At 63.3% G+C, this 18325-nt stretch carries 16 protein-coding genes; 9 read left to right on the top strand and 7 right to left on the bottom strand.

Translation table 11 applies throughout. From position 1 onward, the window contains the following. Nucleotides 1-174: 174 nt before the first annotated feature. Nucleotides 175-945: an SDR family NAD(P)-dependent oxidoreductase gene (locus tag JQ632_RS30725; RefSeq protein ID WP_212406399.1), complete on the bottom strand. Its 771-nt coding sequence runs from the start codon at nt 943-945 to the stop codon at nt 175-177. Between the two features lie 203 nt (nt 946-1148). After that, nucleotides 1149-1436 carry a hypothetical protein gene (locus JQ632_RS30720; RefSeq protein WP_212406398.1) on the bottom strand — a complete coding sequence of 96 codons (288 nt, stop codon included), beginning with the start codon at nt 1434-1436 and terminating at the stop codon, nt 1149-1151. A gap of 133 nt (nt 1437-1569) precedes the next feature. Here JQ632_RS30720 and JQ632_RS30715 point away from each other — a divergent pair, with 133 nt between their 5' ends. From JQ632_RS30715 to JQ632_RS30695, 5 genes are all read left to right on the top strand, one after another. Continuing rightward, nucleotides 1570-2967 (top strand): CoA transferase, encoded by a 1398-nt coding sequence (locus JQ632_RS30715; RefSeq protein WP_212406397.1) that lies wholly within the window; start codon nt 1570-1572, stop codon nt 2965-2967. A 152-nt stretch (nt 2968-3119) separates the two neighbouring features. Then, nucleotides 3120-4367 carry an efflux RND transporter periplasmic adaptor subunit gene (locus tag JQ632_RS30710; protein ID WP_212406396.1) on the top strand — a complete coding sequence of 416 codons (1248 nt, stop codon included), beginning with the start codon at nt 3120-3122 and terminating at the stop codon, nt 4365-4367. Nucleotides 4368-4454: 87 nt separating this feature from the next. After that, entirely contained in the window at nt 4455-7571 is a 3117-nt protein-coding gene (locus JQ632_RS30705) for an efflux RND transporter permease subunit (RefSeq protein ID WP_212406395.1), read from the top strand. Nucleotides 7572-7691: 120 nt separating this feature from the next. Beyond that, a complete protein-coding gene (locus tag JQ632_RS30700; RefSeq protein WP_212406394.1) occupies nt 7692-9116 on the top strand; it encodes a hypothetical protein in 1425 nt (474 codons plus the stop codon). Between the two features lie 13 nt (nt 9117-9129). Further along, nucleotides 9130-10011, top strand: coding sequence for a hypothetical protein (locus JQ632_RS30695; RefSeq protein WP_212406393.1), 882 nt, complete (start codon nt 9130-9132; stop codon nt 10009-10011). On the opposite strand, the gene JQ632_RS30690 is transcribed toward JQ632_RS30695, so the two are convergent. Then, nucleotides 9999-10964 carry an amidohydrolase family protein gene (locus JQ632_RS30690; RefSeq protein ID WP_212406392.1) on the bottom strand — a complete coding sequence of 322 codons (966 nt, stop codon included), beginning with the start codon at nt 10962-10964 and terminating at the stop codon, nt 9999-10001. The two genes, JQ632_RS30695 and JQ632_RS30690, sit on opposite strands and share 13 nt — an antisense overlap. Before the next feature lie 260 nt (nt 10965-11224). Between JQ632_RS30690 and JQ632_RS30685 the strand changes: the two genes are divergently transcribed. The 4 genes from JQ632_RS30685 (at nt 11225) to JQ632_RS30670 (ending at nt 14501) form a co-directional block, all read left to right on the top strand. Then, the gene (locus JQ632_RS30685; protein ID WP_212406391.1) at nt 11225-12820 is read left to right on the top strand and encodes an FAD-binding oxidoreductase; all 1596 of its coding nucleotides are present in this window, start codon (nt 11225-11227) and stop codon (nt 12818-12820) included. Nucleotides 12821-13027: 207 nt separating this feature from the next. Beyond that, the gene (locus JQ632_RS30680; RefSeq protein WP_212406390.1) at nt 13028-13294 is read left to right on the top strand and encodes a hypothetical protein; all 267 of its coding nucleotides are present in this window, start codon (nt 13028-13030) and stop codon (nt 13292-13294) included. Between the two features lie 93 nt (nt 13295-13387). Next, nucleotides 13388-13741, top strand: coding sequence for a hypothetical protein (locus JQ632_RS30675; protein WP_249152648.1), 354 nt, complete (start codon nt 13388-13390; stop codon nt 13739-13741). A 136-nt stretch (nt 13742-13877) separates the two neighbouring features. Beyond that, nucleotides 13878-14501 (top strand): TerC family protein, encoded by a 624-nt coding sequence (locus JQ632_RS30670; RefSeq protein WP_212406389.1) that lies wholly within the window; start codon nt 13878-13880, stop codon nt 14499-14501. 114 nt (nt 14502-14615) lie between these two features. Here the strand turns inward: JQ632_RS30670 and JQ632_RS30665 are convergent, their stop codons facing one another. The 4 genes from JQ632_RS30665 to JQ632_RS30650 all read right to left on the bottom strand — a co-directional run bounded on the left by JQ632_RS30665 (nt 14616) and on the right by JQ632_RS30650 (nt 18321). Further along, nucleotides 14616-16163, bottom strand: coding sequence for a winged helix-turn-helix domain-containing tetratricopeptide repeat protein (locus tag JQ632_RS30665; protein ID WP_212406388.1), 1548 nt, complete (start codon nt 16161-16163; stop codon nt 14616-14618). A gap of 72 nt (nt 16164-16235) precedes the next feature. Then, on the bottom strand, nt 16236-16583 hold the full coding sequence (locus JQ632_RS30660; RefSeq protein WP_212406387.1) for a hypothetical protein: 348 nt from the start codon (nt 16581-16583) through the stop codon (nt 16236-16238). 225 nt (nt 16584-16808) lie between these two features. Beyond that, nucleotides 16809-17909, bottom strand: a complete 1101-nt coding sequence (locus JQ632_RS30655; RefSeq protein WP_212406386.1) for a hypothetical protein — start codon at nt 17907-17909, stop codon at nt 16809-16811. Beyond that, nucleotides 17902-18321, bottom strand: coding sequence for a hypothetical protein (locus JQ632_RS30650; RefSeq protein ID WP_249152647.1), 420 nt, complete (start codon nt 18319-18321; stop codon nt 17902-17904). Before JQ632_RS30650 ends, JQ632_RS30655 begins: the two co-directional genes overlap by 8 nt. Nucleotides 18322-18325 lie beyond the last annotated feature (4 nt).

The following is an 18325-nucleotide window of genomic DNA, read 5'->3' as shown; positions in this document are numbered from 1 at the left end:
CCCCCGCGCAATGGCGAAGCCATTGTCGCTGGAGGTGCCGGAGCGTAGCGGAGGCCTCGAAGGGCGACGGCCCGGCTGGCTGCAGCGGGCCGTTCATCCTTCGAGGCTCGCGCACGGCGCTTTTGCGCCGCGCACTCGCACCTCAGGATGACGGGACTGACGATGATCGCGCCCCTAAAAATTCACCCGGTTCGAGATCGCACCGTCCACGACGAGATTCGACCCCGTCGTGAACGACGACACCGGGCTTGCCAGGAACACCGCGGCATTCGCAATCTCCTGCGGCGTCGCCATGCGGCCCAATGGATTGCGGCGCATCGCATCCTCGTAGCGTTTGGGCATGTTCTGCTCGACCATGTTCCAGACGCCGCCCTTGAAATAGACGGTGCCGGGCGACACCACGTTGACGCGGATCTTCTTGGACGCATATTGTCGCGCCAATCCCTTGGCCATGTGGATCAGCGCCGCCTTGATCGGGCCGTAGGAGCTGGCCGCATCGGCCTGCGCCGCTGATATCGACGAGATGATGACGAAGGCGGCATCGCCGGTCTTCTCGCCGCTCGTCTCGAGGAACGGGCGCGCGGCTTCGAACGCATGCACCGCGCCGAGCACGTCGAGCCGAAAGTTCTGCTCCCATGATGCGGGATCGCCGCCTTGCGCCATCGCGCCGGCATTGGAGAACAGCATGTCGACGCCGCCCAGTTCCCTGGCGACGCCGTCGATCCATGACTTCAGCACCGCGCCATCGGTGACGTCGACCGAGGCGCCGGTGGCGCGGATACCGCTCGCCTTCAACTCGGCAACCGTAGCCGCCACCTGATCCGCATTGCGCGCGCAGACCGCGACATTGGCGCCTTCACCCGCCAGCGTCGCCGCAATCGCCCGCCCGATGCCGCGCGTGCCGCCCAGGATGACTGCGTTTCGTCGCTTGAGACCGAGATCCATTTTGAATTCCTTTTCTTGTTGATGTTGCGAGTGTAGCCGCGAACCCGACAATGTCGAATTAGTTCTCGATGTCATACCCCGCGCAGGCGGGGTATCCAGTACGCTGCGGCTTGTCGGTTCAATCACAGGCGTCTCTGGAATACTGGATCATCCGCCTTCGCGGATGATGACAGCGTGCAAGATCACCAAAGCACGGCACACTCTCACTCCGGCGCCGCACCCACCGGCGGGCCGCCGGGTGGGCGGTGCAGGAAGGTGATGGTGAAGAAGGCGCCGAGCCACGAGCCGAGCGCGGCAAACGCCACGTAGATCCAGTTCTCGGTGTAGCTGATCACTGCATAGGATGACAGCACATACCAGATGCTGCTCCAGGTCGCCGCCGGCACGCGCTTTCGTGCCACCACGGCCGAGGTGAACATGACATAGACGGCGTCGGTCAGCGCGGTTGCGAGCAGCACGCCACCCGCGGTGAGGGGATCGATGGCAGCCATTGCCTTCCTTTCCATGCTATGGAACGCGGCAGGCTAGAGCATGATCCGGAAAAGTGTGAAGCGGTTTTCCGAAGAGATCATGCGCAAACAAAAAGCTAAAGCGCCATCGCGCTTTAGCGGGAGGAAAATGGCAATGCAAAGTGCCGCTGCGATCCTGGAGGCGATCTGGACGGCTGCAGGCGGCGAGCCGGCCGCGCTCGAGCACGTCACGCTGACCGGCGAGGAGCCGCAACTGCCGTCCTCGTTTCGTGTTGCCGTTGCCGCCCAGGTCAGCGTCGCGGCCGCAGGCCTGGCCGCGGCCGAAATCTGGAAGCTGCGCAGCGGTGAGACGCAGGACGTCGCCGTCGACATGCGTCATGCCGCGGCCGAGTGCCGCTCGGAGCGCTATCTGCGCGTCGACGACAAGCCGCCGCCCCCGGCATGGGATGCGATCGCCGGCGTTTACAAGACCGGCGACAACCGCTTCGTGCGCTGTCACACCAACTTCCCCCATCATCGCGACGCCGTCTGCAACGTGCTGAACTGCAAGCCCGAGCGCGAGCAGGTGCAGGCCGCCTTGATGCAGTGGAAGGGCGAGGATTTCGAGGCCGCGGCCTATGCAGCCGGCGGCGTCGTTGCCCTGATGCGTTCGCATGACGAATGGTCGGCGTTGCCGCAGGCGCAGGCGCTCGCAAAGCTGCCGCTGGTCTCGATCGAGAAGATCGGCGACGCTCCGCCAAAACCGTGGCCCAAAGGTGATCGTCCGCTCGCAGGCCTGCGCGTGCTCGATCTCTCGCGCGTGATCGCCGGGCCCGTCGCCGGCCGCACGCTTGCGGTCCACGGCGCGGACGTCCTGCTCGTGTCGGGTCCCGAGCTTCCGGCCATTCCCTGGTTCACGATCGACACCGGGCGCGGCAAGCTCACGACCTTCATCGAGCTCAAGCAGGGGGAGGGACGCAGGCAATTGCGCGAGCTGCTCGCAAGCGCCGACATTTTTTCGCAAGGCTATCGTCCACGTTCGCTCGCCGCCCTCGGCTTCGCGCCGGAGGATGCCGCAAGGATCAATCCCGGCATCGTCTACGTCACGCTCTCGGCCTATGGCCATGCCGGCCCCTGGGCGGAGCGGCGCGGTTTTGACTCGCTGGTGCAGACCGCGACCGGATTCAATCACGCGGAGGGACAAGCCGCCGGCATCGACGGGCCCAAGGAATTGCCGGCGCAGATGCTCGACCACGCCACCGGCTATCTGATGGCGTTCGGCGCCATGATGGCGAAGGCGCGCCAGGCTCGCGAGGGCGGCAGTTGGCATGTGCGTGTATCACTGGCGCAGACAGGCCGGTGGTTGTGGAGTCTGGGGCGTCTCGCTGACGGGTTGAACGCCGAAGAGCTGACGAGCGAGGCTGTACATCTCTCGTTCATCGAGCGCATGCCATCAGGCTTCGGGGCGTTGAGGGCGGTCACGCATTCAGCGATATTGTCGAAGACGCCAGCGCGATGGGCGCGTCCGGCGATGCCGCTCGGCAGTCACCCGCCGCAATGGCCCGTCCGTTAATCGCGCGTGCACTGCGGCATGTGTCAAAATTTTAACACAATGCGAGAAGGGGCTCGCGTTTTAAGGGTTGTTTGAACTATCAATTCAGCACTATTAGCGCGACCGATGAGGCAGTCATTTTGCCGCAATCATCGCAGACATGACCGGGGCCCATGGTAGCTGAAAATACCAAGCAATCGCAGGTATTTACGAAGCAACGGATGATTGCATCCGTAGTTCTACTGGCGCTTGCCGGTGGTGCTGCCTATGGCTTCCTCTTTGCCGGCAACGGCAAGGAGAAGAACCACTCCGAGATCTCCAGCCAGTCGCGCAGGAACGCCCAGAACTTCACGCCGACCGCGTCCGAATGGGCGACGCTGACCATCGAGCCCGTGAAGAAGAAGGCCTTCCGGGCCGAGTACGTCACCGAAGGCAAGGTCGCCGTCGACGAGGATCGCTCGACCCCGGTGTTCTCGCCCTATGCCGGCCGGGTGACCAAGCTGCTCGCCAAGCCCGGAGAGAGCCTGAAGCAGGGACAACCGCTGTTCACGATCGAGGCCGCCGACACCGTGCAGGCCCAGAACGATTTCATCGCGGCGATGAGCTCGCAGAACAAGGCGAAGTCGGCGCTCGAGCTCGCCGACATCCAGTTCAAGCGCGCCAAGGACCTCTACGAAGGCCGCGCTATCCCGCTCAAGGATTATCAGCAGGCCGAGACCACCCAGGTCCAGGCTCAGAACGACATGCGCTCGTCGATGACAGCGCTGGAGGCCGCGCGCAACAAGCTGCGCATCCTCGGCTTCACCGACGAGGCGATCAAAGCTTTTGGCGACAAGGGCGCCATCAATCCGGAGGTCACGATCTATTCGCCGATCGCAGGCACGGTCGTGCAGCGCAAGATCGGCCCCGGCCAGTACGTCAATTCCGGCGCCAGCGATCCCGTCTTCGTGATCGGCGATCTCTCCACCGTCTGGCTGACCGCCTTCGTACGCGAGAGCGATGCCGCCTCCGTCTGCGTGGGGCAGGACATCACCGTCAACGTGATGGCGCTGCCCGGCCGTCCGCTCACCGCCAAGATCAACTACGTCGCCGCCGCGATCGATCCCAGCACCCGCCGCCTTCTGGTCCGCGCCACCATCGACAACAAGGAAGGCCTGCTCAAGCCGGAAATGTTCGCCAATGTGACGATCTATTCCGCCGGCGATCGTGCGGCGCCCGCCGTGCCGAAGCAGGCCTTGATCTACGAAGGCGACCAGGTCCGCATCTGGGTCGCGCGCGAGGACAAGTCGGTCGAGCTGCGCCACATCAAGATCGGCCTCGTCAACGGCGACCTCGTCGAAGTCACAAGCAATCTGAAACCGGGCGAACAGATTGTAACCAAGGGCAGCCTGTTCATCGACCGCGCGGCCTCCGGCAGCTAAAGCATGATCCGGGAAGGCAAGTAGCGGTTTTCGACAAGATCATGCGCCGTCAGGACTGCCGCGCGCGCAAAGAAAAAACTGAGCTGAATGGACCGCCTCGTCGCCCTTGCCGTCAATCGCCGTTACCTCATGGTCGGCATGTTCGTCGCCGTGCTGATCGGCGGCCTGATCGCGTTCAACCAGCTCAACATCGAGGCCTATCCCGATCCGACGCCGCCGATGGTCGACGTGGTGACGCAAAGCCCGGGCCTCTCGGCCGAAGAGATCGAGCGCTACATCACCATCCCGATCGAGACACAGGTCGCGGGGTTGAAGAACCTCACGACCATCCGCACCATCTCGCTCTACGGCCTCTCCGACATCAAGCTGCAGTTCTCCTTCGCCTATACCTATGACGAGGCGCTGCAGCAGGTGCTGAACCGCCTGGCGCAGCTCGCACCGCTCCCCGGCAACGTGCAGCCGCAGATATCGCCGCTCAGTCCGATCGGCGAGATTTTCCGCTATCGCCTCGTCGGCCCGCCGAACTACAGCGTGCTTGATCTCAAGACGATCCAGGACTGGATCCTGCAGCGCCGCTTCCGCGCCGTGCCGGGCGTGATCGACGTTACCGGCTGGGGCGGCAAGACCAAGACCTACGAGCTCCAGGTCGACTTCAACAAGCTGATCGCCAACGGCCTGACGCTGCCGCAGATGCTGCAGGCGGTGAGTAACTCAAACGTCAATGTCGGCGGCAACACCATCAATATCGGCTCGCAATCGGCCGTGGTGCGCGGCGTCGGCCTGATCCGCTCGATCGATGATCTCGCCAACACCATGGTCGCGCAAACTGGCGGCAACCCGGTGCTGGTAAAGGACGTTGCGACCGTCACCGTGGGCGAGAAGCCACGGCTCGGCATCGCCGGCCTCGACGACGACGACGACATCGTGCAGGGCATCGTGCTGATGCGGCGCGGCGAGCAGAGCACGCCGACCATCAAGCGCGTCGAGCAGCTCGTCCACACCATCAACAACTCGTCCATCCTGCCGCCCGGCGTGCGCATCGAGCGCATCTACGACCGCAAGGACCTGATCGATCTGACCACCCACACCGTGCTGCACAACATGGTGGTCGGCATCGTCCTGATCGTGCTGCTGCAATGGTTATTCTTGGGGAATATGCGCAGCGCCTTGATCGTCGGCGCCACCATTCCGTTCGCGCTGTTCTTCGCTGTCATCATCCTGGTGCTGCGCGGGGAGTCGGCGAACCTGCTGTCGGTCGGCGCGATCGACTTCGGCCTGATCGTGGACGCCACCGTCATCATGGTGGAGGCGATCTTCCGACGCCTGACACAAACGACGCCGCTCACCGAATACGAGCACATCTCGCCCGAAACCATCATGGGCATGAAGAGCCATGCCATCCTGAGCGCGGCCGCCGACGTGTCGCGCTCGATCTTCTTTGCCGCCGCCATCATCATCGCGGCGTTCTTGCCGCTGTTCACGCTCTCGGGCGTGGAGGGCAACATTTTTGGCCCGATGGCACGCACCTACGCCTATGCGCTCGCGGGCGGTTTGCTCGCGACCTTCACGGTGACGCCGGCTCTCTCCGCGATCATCCTGCCTGCGCATGTCGAGGAGACCGAGACCAGGATCATGCTGTTCCTGCACCGGATCTACATGCCGGTGCTGAATTGGGCGGTCACCAACCGCAACATGGTTCTCGGCGGCGCAATCGGTCTCGTGTTGATGACGATCGCGATCGGCCGGATGCTCGGTCTCGAGTTCCTGCCCAAGCTGGAAGAAGGCAATCTCTGGATCCGCGCCACGCTGCCGCCGACGATCTCGCTCCAGGAGGGCAACACCTACGTCAACGAGATGCGCAAGGTGATCGCCGCGCGGCCCGAGGTCGAGTCCGTGGTGTCGCAGCACGGTCGTCCCGACGACGGCACCGACGCCGCCGGTTTCTTCAATGCCGAGTTCTTCGCGCCGCTGAAGCCCGCGAGCACCTGGCCGAACACCCGCAGCAAGGAAGAGCTGACCGCGCAACTCCTCAAGCAGCTCGACGATCGCTTCCCCGGCGTCGAGTTCAACTTCTCGCAATATCTCCAGGACAACGTCTCGGAAGCCGTCTCCGGCGTGAAGGGCGAGAACTCGATCAAGCTGTTCGGCAGCGATCTCCAGGCGCTCACCGACACCGCCGCCAAGATCAAGTCGGTGCTGTCGACCGTGCAGGGCGTCACCGACCTTGCGGTGTTCACCTCGCTCGGGCAGCCGACCATCCAGATCGACATCAACCGCGCCAAGGCCGCGCGCTACGGGCTTGCGCCCGGCGACATCAATGCCACCATCAAGGTCGCGATCGGCGGCGACAGCGCGGGCGACCTCTACGAGCCGGGTTCCGACCGCCATTTCCCGATCATCGTTCGTCTCGCGCCGGAATACCGCAAGAGCGCGGAGGCGATCCACAACCTGCGGATCGGCGCGCCGGGTCCCAACGGCACCATCACCCAGGTCCCGCTCAGCGAGGTCGCCACCATCAGCCTGGTGTCCGGCGCGGCCTATATCTATCGCGAGCAGCAGGAGCGCTATCTGCCGATCAAGTTCTCGGTGCGCGAGCGCGACCTCGGCAGCGCGATCCGCGAGGCGCAGGACAAGATCGCCGAGCAGGTGCAGTTGCCGCCCGGTTCGCACATGGAATGGGTCGGCGAGTTCGGCAATTTGCAGGACGCGATCCGCCGGCTGTCGATCGTGGTGCCGATCTCGCTGGGGCTGATCGGCATCCTGCTCTGGCTCAATTTCGGCTCGATGACCGACACGCTGCTCGCCATGAGCGTGATCCCGATGGCGATTTTTGGCGGCGTGCTCGGCCTCGTCATCACAGGCACGCCGTTCAGCGTCTCCGCGGCGATCGGCTTCATCGCGCTGTTCGGCATCGCCGTGATGGACGGCATCATCATCCTGTCGCAGTTCAACACGCTGATCGAGGAGGGGATGGACCGCATGAGCGCGGTGGTGCGCACCGGCGAGCTGCAGCTCCGGCCCGTGCTGATGACCTGCGTGGTCGCCGGTGTCGGCCTTCTGCCCGCCGCCCTGTCGGAGGGCATCGGCTCCCAGGTGCAGAAGCCGCTCGCGGTCGTGGTGGTCACCGGCATGATGCTGGCGCCGGTCGTGATCCTCGTGACCCTGCCGGTCCTGATCTCCTTCTTCTCACGCCGCGCCCGCTGATCGCTAAGATTGTACTTTTGTGGGCATATGCCCACAAAATCTGCCCACTCGGTTTGTGGTTGACGCTCCCCCGCGCTTGCCCCTTGATTTGATCGAGGGATCCACCGCAGGAGATCAACCATGCGGCTTGAGGAGCGTGAGGGCAGGGATGCCGAGGGGCGGGGCGCGACCTCGGACCAGATTCTCGGCGAGATCAGGGATTTTTGCCGCGCGACGCAGACGGCGGAATCGACCTTCGGCCGGCTCGTCGTCAACGACGGCAAGCTGGTCTCGCGGCTGCGCGACGGCGCCAGGATCACGACCGGCACGCTCGACAAGGTGCGGGCCTATCTCTCCGAACACGCGCCGTCCCAGCTGCACAATGCGGCTCCCGCGGCGCTGAAGGCGGCGAATGGCGCGGCACCTGCTGTCGAGCACGCACCGCCCGGCTTCCGCTTCTTCGACAACCGGCAAAAATATTTGCTGTTCGTCTCGACCTGCAGCGAGAAGACCGAGGTCGCCAACCGCATCTCGCTGGAGATCTCCAACCTCCAGCCGTCGCCGCCGGCGCTGCGGCTGTTCGATGCCGGCTCCGGCGACGGCACGGTGCTGTCGCGGGTGATGCGGGCGCTGCATGCGCGCTTTCCCGCGATGCCGCTGTACGTCGTCGCCAAGGAGATCTCCTACGAAGACGTCCGCATGATGCTGGAGAAGATGGCGGACCGCCTGTTCGAGCATCCCGCAACCGTGCTCGTGGTCACCAACCTCTATTACGGCGAAGCGCCCTGGCTGACGCCGCGCTCGGCGACTGCGGCGCAAGGCCTGCTCTGGAAGGATGTCGCGCTGTCCGGCAACACCGCGCATGGCTTTGCCGAGCAGATCGGCGAGCTCGAACCCTTCCTCGCCGAGAACTGGCGCGCCGGCATCAGTCATAAGACCGGCAATCCCGTCTACACGCGGCCGGTGATCTTGACGTTGCGGCGCGAGGATCATTCCTTCCTGCTCGATCCGATCATGCCGCGCCCGGGCCGCGTGATGGCCGACTACGACCTCGTCATCGCCTCGCAGCCCTATCGGGCGCGGGCCAGCGTCGAATTCAAGGCGTCAAAGGTCGTGACGCCGCTGGTCCGCGCCTTGCGGCCCGGCGGGCGGCTGATCGGCATCCACTCCCACGGCCACGATCCCGGCATGGAGATCATCGATCAGGTCTGGCCGGGCGATGATCCCTTCGGCACCGACCGCTATGCGATCCTGCGCCAGGTCAAGCACGAACTCGGCTCGGCGGCGCGACACTACAATTTCAACGCCTCGTCGGACGCGCGGGCGATTTTTCGCTACCGCATGCACACGCTGCCGGACGAGGTGTCCGGCCCGATCGGCACCTCGACCTTGTTCGCCGCCTGGAACGCCGCGATCTATGTCGCGCAGATCGAGGACGACCGGCTCTCCGAGGTCGTGCGCGACGGCCGCTATCTCGAGGCGACCGACCGGGTGGTCAGAAAGCACGGCGGTCTCTGGTTCAACGACGAGACCTATGTGATCTCGCGCCGTCGCGCGCCGGCCTGAGGTGGAGCCGGCCATGACAACGGCGCTCGAACAGGCAGTCTCAGGCGATCTCGCGGCGATGCTGGAATCGGCCTCGGTCGAAATCTCCTCCAGCGGCCAGCAACTCGCCGACCTCTGCGATCATTTCGCGCAAGGCATCGACGTCAGCATCACCTTCCTGCCCGGTGACAACTATCTGCACAATGTCGAGACCGCGGCGGCGCTGCGCCGCGCCTGTTTCAACCCCGTCCCGCACATCGCCGCGCGCGAGATTCATTCCCGGGCGGCGCTAGATGATTTCTTCCGCCGGCTGCGCGGCGAGGCGGACGTTGCGCGCATCCTGCTCATTGCCGGCGACGTCGCGATTGCCAAGGGTCCGTTCAAATCCAGCCGCGATATCGCGACGAGCGGCCTGATCGAGGCGCACGGCTTTTCCTGCGTCAGCGTCGCCGGCCATCCCGAGGGCCATCCCTATCTCGATCCGGCACAGGTGGTGAAGGCTTTTGCGGCCTGGCGCGACTGGGCCGATGAGCGACAGATCGGTCTCGATGTCGTCACGCAGTTCTGCTTCGAGACGGCGCCGATCCTCAACTGGCTCGGCGAGCTCAAGCTCGCAGCCGTCGACCTGCCGGTGATCATAGGCCTTGCGGGCCCCGCAAGCCCGGCGACGCTGATGAAATTCGCGCTCCGCTGCGGCATCGGCAACTCGATCCGCGCGGTGCGCAACCAGATCGGCCGCTATGGCCGGCTGCTCACCGAGACCGGACCGGACGAGATCGTGCGGGGCATCACAGCCGCGCCTGATGCCATGACCTCGCAAATCAGGGGCTTTCACCTGTTCCCGTTCGGCGGGCTTCGCAAGGCCGCGCGCTGGCTGCGCGACCATGCGAAGGAGGGCGGTTCTCAGAACCCGTAGAGCCGCGCCGGATTGTCCACCAAAATCTTCTGGCGGATCGCGGCGTCCGGCGCCCACACCGGAAGCTGGTTGAGCAGGCGGCCGTCGTCGATCTGGAGGAGGGGCGTCACGTCCGTCGGCTTCTTGCCGGGCGGTATCACTGAGTCCGGATGCGGCCAGTCGGTGCCCCAGACAATGCGCTCCGGGTTGGCCGCGATCAGGGCCTGCGCGAACGGCACCATGTCCTGATAATCGGGCGCAAGCTTCGACGAGCGGTAGCCGCCGGAGATCTTCACATAGGCCTTGCCGGACTTCACCAGCGCGACGAGATCGGAGAAGCCGGGCTGCTCCAGCCCAAGGGTGGCCTGCGCGCCGCCGAAATGGTCGAACACGACCGGCACCGGCGCGGTCTCGACGAGGTCCTTGATCGCCGAGATCATCGCAAGCGTGGTGTAGAGCTGGACATGCCAGCCGCGCGCCTTCATCCGTTCGACCGCGGCGGTGAAGCGGGGACGGCCGACATTGGGGTCGTTGACGCCGCCGGTCGCGAGATTGAGGCGGATGCCGCGGAAACCATCCTGGTGCATCGTGTCGAGCGCGCTTTCCGACGTCTTGTCGTCGATCACTGCAACGCCACGCGCATTCGCACCGCGGGCCTTCATGCCGAACAGGCTGGAGGAGTTGTCGGTGCCGTAGACGCTCGGCGTCACCACCACCACGCGCTCCATTCGCAGCGCCCTGTGCAGTGCGGCCTGCTCCTCCGGGCTTGCCGGCTCGGGCGTATACACGCGGCCGGCAAAGAACGGGAATTTCTCGACATCGCCGTGAATATGGGTGTGGCAGTCGCAGGCGTGCAGCGGGACGTCGAAATTGACCGGCGTCGCCGGCTGTGCTGCCGCCGCTTGGGCGTGTTTGCTGGTCATCGTGACTCCGGCCGCGAGGGAGGCAAGCAGGACGCTGCGTCGGCTGAGCATGGATTATCCCCCTGGTATGGTTGTTCTTGGTTGGGCGGTCTCATTAGCACATTCTTCAGGGACCGCTGCGCAAATTCAACGTGGAATTGAACCGGCCGCGCGCCGGTTTGACTAAAGCATGATCCGGAAAAGTGCGTAGCAGTTTTCCGAAAAGATCATGCTCAAAAAGGAGTTAAGGCGCGATGGAGCTTCAGCCCAAGGCCATCGCGCTCTAATGTTCCGCACTCCCGGATCATCGCTTCTCCCACCGGAATCACTGCATGAAAAACTTTGGAAAGTTCAAGGCGGGCGTCTCGGCGGTCGCTGTCCTCGTCGCGTTGTTCGGCGTCTATGGCTTTCGCAAATTGCAGGCGCTGGCGGCCGATCCGACCGGGCCGAAGGATTGCCGGCCCGCGGCCGACCTCGGCGAGCAGGGCAAGATTGATCTGGACAAGGTGAGGGCGATTGCGCCGCTCCAGGGGGTAAAGTGGTCGCAGCTCGGCGGCAGCATCAACGATGCGAGCTGCCTCAACCGCACCGAGATTTTTGGCGTCGTCGAGGTGCACAGCGTCGACGACATCGCCAAGACCCTTGCCTTTGCGCGCGACAACAAGCTGCCGGTGACGACGGCCGGCGTGCGCCACTCCATGGGCGGGCAAGCGTTCCGCAAGGGCGGGATCGTGCTTGATATGCGGACCTTCAACCGCATTACCCTGAACGATACAGCGCGCACGGTGACCGTGCAGCCGGGCGCGACCTGGCACGACATCCAGATCGCGCTGCATCCGCGCTTCGCCGTCCGCGCCATGCAGTCCACCGACATTTTCAGCGTCGGCGGCTCGATCTCGGTCAATGCCCACGGCATGGACCACCAGGCCGGCGCGCTGGCGCGCTCGATCAAGTCGATGAAGGTGATGCTGGCGGACGGAACGATCCGCAACGTGTCGGCGACCCAGAACTCGGAGCTGTTCAACCTCGTGGTCGGCGGCTACGGCCTGTTCGGCGTCATCGTAGAGGCCGAGCTCGATATCGCCGACAACACGGTCTATCAGACCGGCCGGCGCGTGCTCGACTACAAGGCCTTTCCTGCGCTGTTCTCCGGCGAGATCGAGAAGGACACCAATATAGGCCTGATGTACGGCCATCTCTCGACCGCGCCGTCGACCTTCCTGCAGGAAATGCTGCTCTACACCTACACCAAGGCCGACGGCGCCGACTTCCAGCGCCAGCCGCTCGGCGAGGTCAGCAGCACGAAGCTGCGGCGGCTCACGATCAATTTGTCGAAGCAGGGGCCGTTCTTCCAGGAGCTGAAATGGCTCTCGGAGAAGCACATCGAGCACCGCATGGAAAACTGCACGGTGACGCGCGCCCAGGCGATCGCCTCGGGCGAGGCATGCCTGGTCAGCCGCAACGACCCCATGCACGATTCCGTGCCTTACCTGCGCAACGCCCTGCAGGAGGAGACCGATATCCTGCACGAGTATTTCATCCCACGCAAAAACTTCGTCGCCTTCGTGGACGGCATGCGCAGGATCATGCTCGACAACAAGACCAATCTGCTCAACGCCTCGGTCCGCGTCGTGCACAAGGAAGACAACTTTCTGACCTACTCGCCGGAGCCCGCGTTCTCTTTGGTGCTCTACATCAACCAGCCCACGGATGATGAGGGCAACGCGCGCATGAAGAAGGTGACGGAAGAGCTGATCGACCTCACCATCGCCAATCAGGGCCGCTTCTTCCTGCCGTACCAGCTCTATTACTCACGCGACCAGCTCAAGAAGTCCTATCCGCAAATCGACGACTTCTTCGCCGCCAAACGAAAGTACGACCCGGCCGGGCTGTTCACCAACACGATGTACCAGAAATACGCGTCGTAGAGCGGCAAGAGACCAGGCGGTGTACTCATAAATCTGCGATGTCCCCAGGCCGCCAACGGCGGCGAAGGAGCGAACATGGCCTGAGGTCCGGGCCGATAGCAGTCCCGACTGGTCGTCGGGATTTAGGTCAAGACCAATCACGTTGTCAGTCCGGCCAACTCACTGCGGCGGGACCGGGTCCCGCCTCAATTCCGGACGGCATAAGTCATGTTGCCGCGCGATCAAAACGCGCGCGACGATCCGCAGCATTGTACTTTTGGTCGCAAAGGTACGTCCTTTCTCAGCACGTCGTTTCTCAGTGCGGACTTTATGCGCGCTCTCGATGGAGGTCAGCGCATGCGTGAGCTTTGGAACAATTGGTCCGGGACCCTGGTCTCGGTGGAGGCGCTTGCCACGCTCATCGTGTTTGCCGTGGTGGCTGCTGGCGTTGTTACGCTGGTGGAAGGTCGGCGGCATAAACCGACAAAGGATTGATTTGGGGAGACACCGGCAAACCGGTCATTTGGACCAGCATACGAAGAAATCCGTCGGTAAATCAACGGCGCGGGCTCGGTCAGGATGCCCCCAATGCAAGGCGAGCAAATGATCGCTTCCAATGCAAGCTGGATGAAGAGAAATGCTCCTTCGAGGAATTCATTCTGCATACTCGCGCTGTTGAGCGTGCTGATCGCTGCCCCCGCATTCTTGATGATCCGCTTGCTGGAGCCCGAGCTCGTCCTGCCTGCGCTGAGCATTTTGCTTTTCTTCGATGCCGCGATCACCGCCATCATGGCCCGCTCAAATTCCGAAAATGTGACGTCACGGGACATTGCCGGCGCATTCACCCTCATGGGTTGCGCCGCCGCGATCCTTAGCGAACCTGATCAAGTGGCGCTGTTTTTTGAGCAACTGGTCGAACAACATCAGGATGAACCGCTGTAGGAGACAGCCAGGCCAGGCCTATGTGCGGCGCAAGATTGCGACACGTTTCGTGTGAACCCCATTGCACGCTTGGGCTGCCCAGATACGCGCGTCGAACGACCGGCCATTCCCCCCGGCAAGACAGGGAGCGTGACCCGTGTTTGAATTTCTCGGCGTAGATGTCCTGACCGCGCTCTTGCAGGTCGTTCTGATCGACCTCGTGCTCGCCGGCGACAACGCCATCGTCATCGGACTTGCAGCCGCTGGCTTGCCTGAGGCGCAACGAGGCAAAGCGATTCTGTTCGGCATTGTCGCCGCGACGATGGTGCGCATTCTGTTCGCTGCGCTGGCGACCGAAATTTTACAGATCATCGGCCTCCTCCTCGCGGGCGGGATCCTGTTGTTGTGGGTGTGCTGGAAAATGTGGCGCGAGCTGCGTGCCTCCTCGGCAGAGTCGACCAAGGCAGTTGCAGGAACGAAGACCGAACGCAAGCCTCGGAAAACGCTCGTCCAGGCAACCTCGCAAATCATCGTGGCTGACGTTTCGATGTCGCTCGACAACGTCTTGGCCGTCGCAGGGGCAGCACGCGAGCATCCGATAGTTCTGATTTTCGGCCTGATACTTTCGATTGCGATGATGGGCGCTGCAGCGTCCTTCATTGCGCGCCTTCTGCAAGATCATCGCTGGATTGCTTACGTCGGACTAGGTGTCATTTTCTATGTCGCAATCGAGATGACCTATCGCGGGACCTTGGACATCATGAAGGTTGCGTCGACATGACACCGTCTCGGCTCGCACCGATTCAACCAGAACTCATGGCCCTCCTAAGGCAGCTCAGCGCCGCTTCGGCGCTAGGCCGTTGCGGCCACCGGCCTGCTCGGCATCGAGCACGGCTCATTCGGTCAATCCCGCTTTCCGAAAACCCTCGATCATCAGCTTCGCAGTTTTTGATACCTGGCTCCGGGTGATCCACGCCGATATCGTGAAAGCGGGATCGATCTCAAGCATGCGAGCCGCCGCCTCATGGGCCTCGGCGTCGCGTCCGAGATGAGCGAAAGCGGATACGAGGCAGCGGTATGGTCCTGGATAGCACGGGTTTAGACGCTGGGCTTTCTTCGCTGCAATGATGGCCTCGTCAAAGCGACGAAGCTCGATAAGGGCAAATCCAATCCCGGTCAGCACTGAGAATGTTTGCGGGTCTACCGGGCTCATTCGCATGGCGCGTTCAAAGCTCCGGATCGCTTCCTCTGGTTGCCCCGCAATCTTGTAGACCCAGCCTCTGCAGTTCCACGCGCGATATAAATTCGGGTTGAGCTTAACCGCCCGGTCGGACATCTCGATCTCGGTCTCACAATCGCCGACCAAAAGTGCCGAGATCAAGGCAGCACTTGCTAACGTGTCTGGATCACCATCGTCGAGGCTCAATGCCAGGCGCATGAGCCGAACGGCTTCCCTGCGTTCGAATTGAGGATCAACGGCGTAGTTTCTGACCACGTTTTCCACGTGACAGGCACCTGCCAGAGCGGCGGCGGCAGCAAAGCGGGGGGCGAGCTCCAGGGCGCGCTGGACCAGTCGGAGTCCCTCGGCCAACCCTTCGCGCGTCGCTGGCCGCACCTGCTGTACAGCCCGGAGAAGAAGATCATAGGCGGTGAGGTCTTCCGGGCGCCGCCGCGACGCCAGTGCAAGTTCTGCTTGAAACAACTTTGGCTGAATAGCCGAGACAACGGCGAGCGTGACGTCGTCCTGCAGCGCGAAAATGTCCGTCATGTCGCGTTCGAACCTGTCCGCCCAGATGTGGGTGCCCGTAGCTGCTTCAATCAACCGGCCCGTGATGCGAACTTTCCCCGACGCCTTGCGCACCTCCCCCTCGAGGACATAGCGCACGCCAAGCCTGCGTCCGACTTCCTTGATGTCGACCGCTTGGCCCTTGAAGGTGAAACTCGAATTGCGCGCGATCACGAACAAGCTTTTGAACCGCGAAAGCGCGGTCGTGATCTCCTCAACCATCCCGTCCGCGAAGTACTCCTGCTCGGGATCGCCAGACATGTTCGCGAACGGCAGCACGGCGATGGAGGGCCTGTCGGGTAATGCAGGAGCGCTCTCGAGCGCATCGTCCGGGCCTGCCACCTCCCGCTCCTCCCGCACCTGTCCGACGAAGCGAAATCCCTTTCGCGGCAACGTCTTGATCAGCCGCTGCTCCTCGCCGGAATCGCCGATGGCGCTGCGGGCGGCGTTCAGGCGGGTCGTCAGTGCCGCATCGGACACGGCGCGTCCATTCCAGATGGCGCCGATGAGATCGTCCTTGGTGACGACACGTTCCCGGTGACGGATCAGATAATCAAGGAGATCAAACACCTGTGGGGCGACAGCAATCACATCCGTTCCGCGACGGAGTTCGCGGCGGGCGGTGTCGAACGCATACTCCTCGAAGAGATAGCGCAAACTGCGGACCCTCTGACGCGGCTCCGATGAGCGGGCCGCCAAAACCAGAACTCGTCGCGCTTCCAAGCGCGCTCAGCTTCGCTTCGTCGCCAGACCGTTGCAGCCGCCGGCCTGCTCGGCGTCGAGCACGAGCAGGGCGCCTGAAGCGTAGAGCCGGCTGACGAAGTCCGCCGCGTTGGAACGCGCGACGGTGACATAAGCGTTCGAGGACAGCACAAGGCCGTCGGCTTTCGCGATGGCCGCAAGCGCTTGCGCTTGCGGGCCGATCACGGCCATCGAGCGGCCCGGCGATGTCCCGAAGGTGAGCACGATGACGAGGGCGAGCCAGCCGGTGACGACGAGGGCAAACGCCGCGGCGATCTTGCCGAGCGCGCGCAGCCGCCGCGGAGGCTTGGCTTGCTCGCAATAGGGCGATGCCACTTGATTTGCTCGATCAGTTCGGCGGGGATCACCTCTCCCCAGCGGGGAGAGGTCGATTTGCTCCTCGCGATGCGCAGCATCGTCGAGAGCAAATCGGGTGAGGGGGTTCAGGTCCCCTGAGAAAGCGGAAGCCCTCACCCGGATCGCATCTGGCGATGCGATCCGACCTCTCCCTACGGGAGAGGTAATCATCCCTGCCGCGGCATCTCGATCATGATTCATAGGTCAATAATCATAAAAATGCTCAAGGCTCACACCTCGCGCGGAAAGCTCGCGCTTGATCTCGACCAGCCGGTCGATCCTAGCCTTTAGGCCGGCCCGGCGGAAGCCGGGCTTGGCGTCGAGGTCGAGCGAAAACAGCTCTTTCGTGTCGACGACGTCGAGCCGCGCCGACGCTGGTGCGATCACCGTGACGAGGATGTCGTGATTGCCGGCGATCTCGGCCACGCGATGTCCGCGGTCGAGAAGTCCGCTCAGGATCTCGGTGAGCGCTTTGTAGCGCGGCGCCTGTACGAGTTGCCAATCCGGCGAGAGCGCGCGGATCGGTTTGATGCGAGGCTCGGCGGCGAGCACGTCCGGCGGTAGCGCTGCGACCACGAACATGATGTCGCGCGGCTCGTCGTCGCTGGAGGCATCGAGCGCTTTCTGGATCGCCTTGGCGTAGCCGATCTTGAGGAAATACTCGGTGCCGAGCGCAAAATCGCGCTCCCAGGTGCGCAAGGTGCTCGGCGTCGGTGCAGAGATCGCCGTCAGGCCGTTCAGCGTGTCGCGGAACGGATATTTGTACCAGGGAATGGTGTAGAGGAACGCGGCGTAGTCCTGCAGCACCGCGCGCGCAAATTCATCCTGCGGTGTGAGCTTTGGTCCCCTGATCCACTCAAAGACGCGGCCGATCGTGTTCTCGTAAAGACCCTTGATCGCGTATTCGGCCGAATAGCTGATGCCGATGACGTAGATCATCATCTTGACGTCGAAGCGCGACTGCGCCGCCGGCGGCACCGCGCGGTTGATGGTGCAGAAGCTTTTCCAGAAGCCGAAGATGTGCCTGATATAGCCGAACTGGCTTTCGCTGGAATGGTCGAGGAAGCGGCCGAAGTCCTCGAAGGAATAGACGATGTACCATTCGGGGAAGGTGAAATAGGTGTTGTCCAGCGGCCGTCGGTAGCCGATTTCGTCGATCGCGGGCAGGGCGATCGCTGATGTCGTCGATGCCGCCGCTTGCGATGCGGGCTGGCAGGTCCCTTCGATATAGGCGAGCGGCAGCAGGATCGCGAGCGCGATCAGGATGAGAGCCGCAAGCAAGAAGCGACGCAGGCGCCTAAGCATGGGCTGGCCGCGTCCGCGGGGCCAGTACATAGCCGATCAGGATAGCCACGCCGCCCAGGCCGAGATGCGGGGCGTTGGCAAAGATGCGGGTCTGGAGCGGCAGGTTGAGCACGCCGTTGATGAGGATGCCGAAGTCGAGGTAGCCGCTGCCGGTGAGAAGCCCGAGCACGCCGTCGGCGAAATAGAACACGCCAAAAAGCTGGAAGAACAGTTCGGAGGCGCGGCGGGACGTCAGTGCCGCGGTCAATGCCCATAGTGCGGAGACGAGGTGCAGCCCGTCGGCGTACCAGGTGCGGCGGAACAGGCCGAAGATCATGTCGTTCTGGTCGATGAAGGCAGGAATGTAGCCGGTGAGGATCACGAACCCGAGCAGCGCGGCGTAGCCCCAGGCGCATAGTCTGATGATGTCCATGAGT

Origin of the sequence: Bradyrhizobium liaoningense, assembly GCF_018130955.1 — a bacterium.
Taxonomy (GTDB): Bacteria; Pseudomonadota; Alphaproteobacteria; order Rhizobiales; family Xanthobacteraceae; genus Bradyrhizobium; species Bradyrhizobium liaoningense_C.
This window is presented reverse-complemented; position numbering and strand designations above follow the sequence as displayed.

Bases quoted from the DNA above. Each gene is read 5' to 3' on its own strand.
- JQ632_RS30710 (WP_212406396.1), top strand. From the start codon at position 3,120: ATGGTAGCTGAAAATACCAAGCAATCGCAGGTATTTACGAAGCAACGG.
- JQ632_RS30720 (WP_212406398.1), bottom strand. From the start codon at position 1,436: ATGGCTGCCATCGATCCCCTCACCGCGGGTGGCGTGCTGCTCGCAACC.
- JQ632_RS30690 (WP_212406392.1), bottom strand. From the start codon at position 10,964: ATGCTCAGCCGACGCAGCGTCCTGCTTGCCTCCCTCGCGGCCGGAGTC.
- JQ632_RS30715 (WP_212406397.1), top strand. From the start codon at position 1,570: ATGCAAAGTGCCGCTGCGATCCTGGAGGCGATCTGGACGGCTGCAGGC.
- JQ632_RS30655 (WP_212406386.1), bottom strand. From the start codon at position 17,909: ATGCTTAGGCGCCTGCGTCGCTTCTTGCTTGCGGCTCTCATCCTGATC.
- JQ632_RS30725 (WP_212406399.1), bottom strand. From the start codon at position 945: ATGGATCTCGGTCTCAAGCGACGAAACGCAGTCATCCTGGGCGGCACG.
- JQ632_RS30680 (WP_212406390.1), top strand. From the start codon at position 13,028: ATGTTGCCGCGCGATCAAAACGCGCGCGACGATCCGCAGCATTGTACT.
- JQ632_RS30705 (WP_212406395.1), top strand. From the start codon at position 4,455: ATGGACCGCCTCGTCGCCCTTGCCGTCAATCGCCGTTACCTCATGGTC.
- JQ632_RS30650 (WP_249152647.1), bottom strand. From the start codon at position 18,321: ATGGACATCATCAGACTATGCGCCTGGGGCTACGCCGCGCTGCTCGGG.
- JQ632_RS30700 (WP_212406394.1), top strand. From the start codon at position 7,692: ATGCGGCTTGAGGAGCGTGAGGGCAGGGATGCCGAGGGGCGGGGCGCG.
- JQ632_RS30695 (WP_212406393.1), top strand. From the start codon at position 9,130: ATGACAACGGCGCTCGAACAGGCAGTCTCAGGCGATCTCGCGGCGATG.
- JQ632_RS30685 (WP_212406391.1), top strand. From the start codon at position 11,225: ATGAAAAACTTTGGAAAGTTCAAGGCGGGCGTCTCGGCGGTCGCTGTC.
- JQ632_RS30675 (WP_249152648.1), top strand. From the start codon at position 13,388: ATGCAAGGCGAGCAAATGATCGCTTCCAATGCAAGCTGGATGAAGAGA.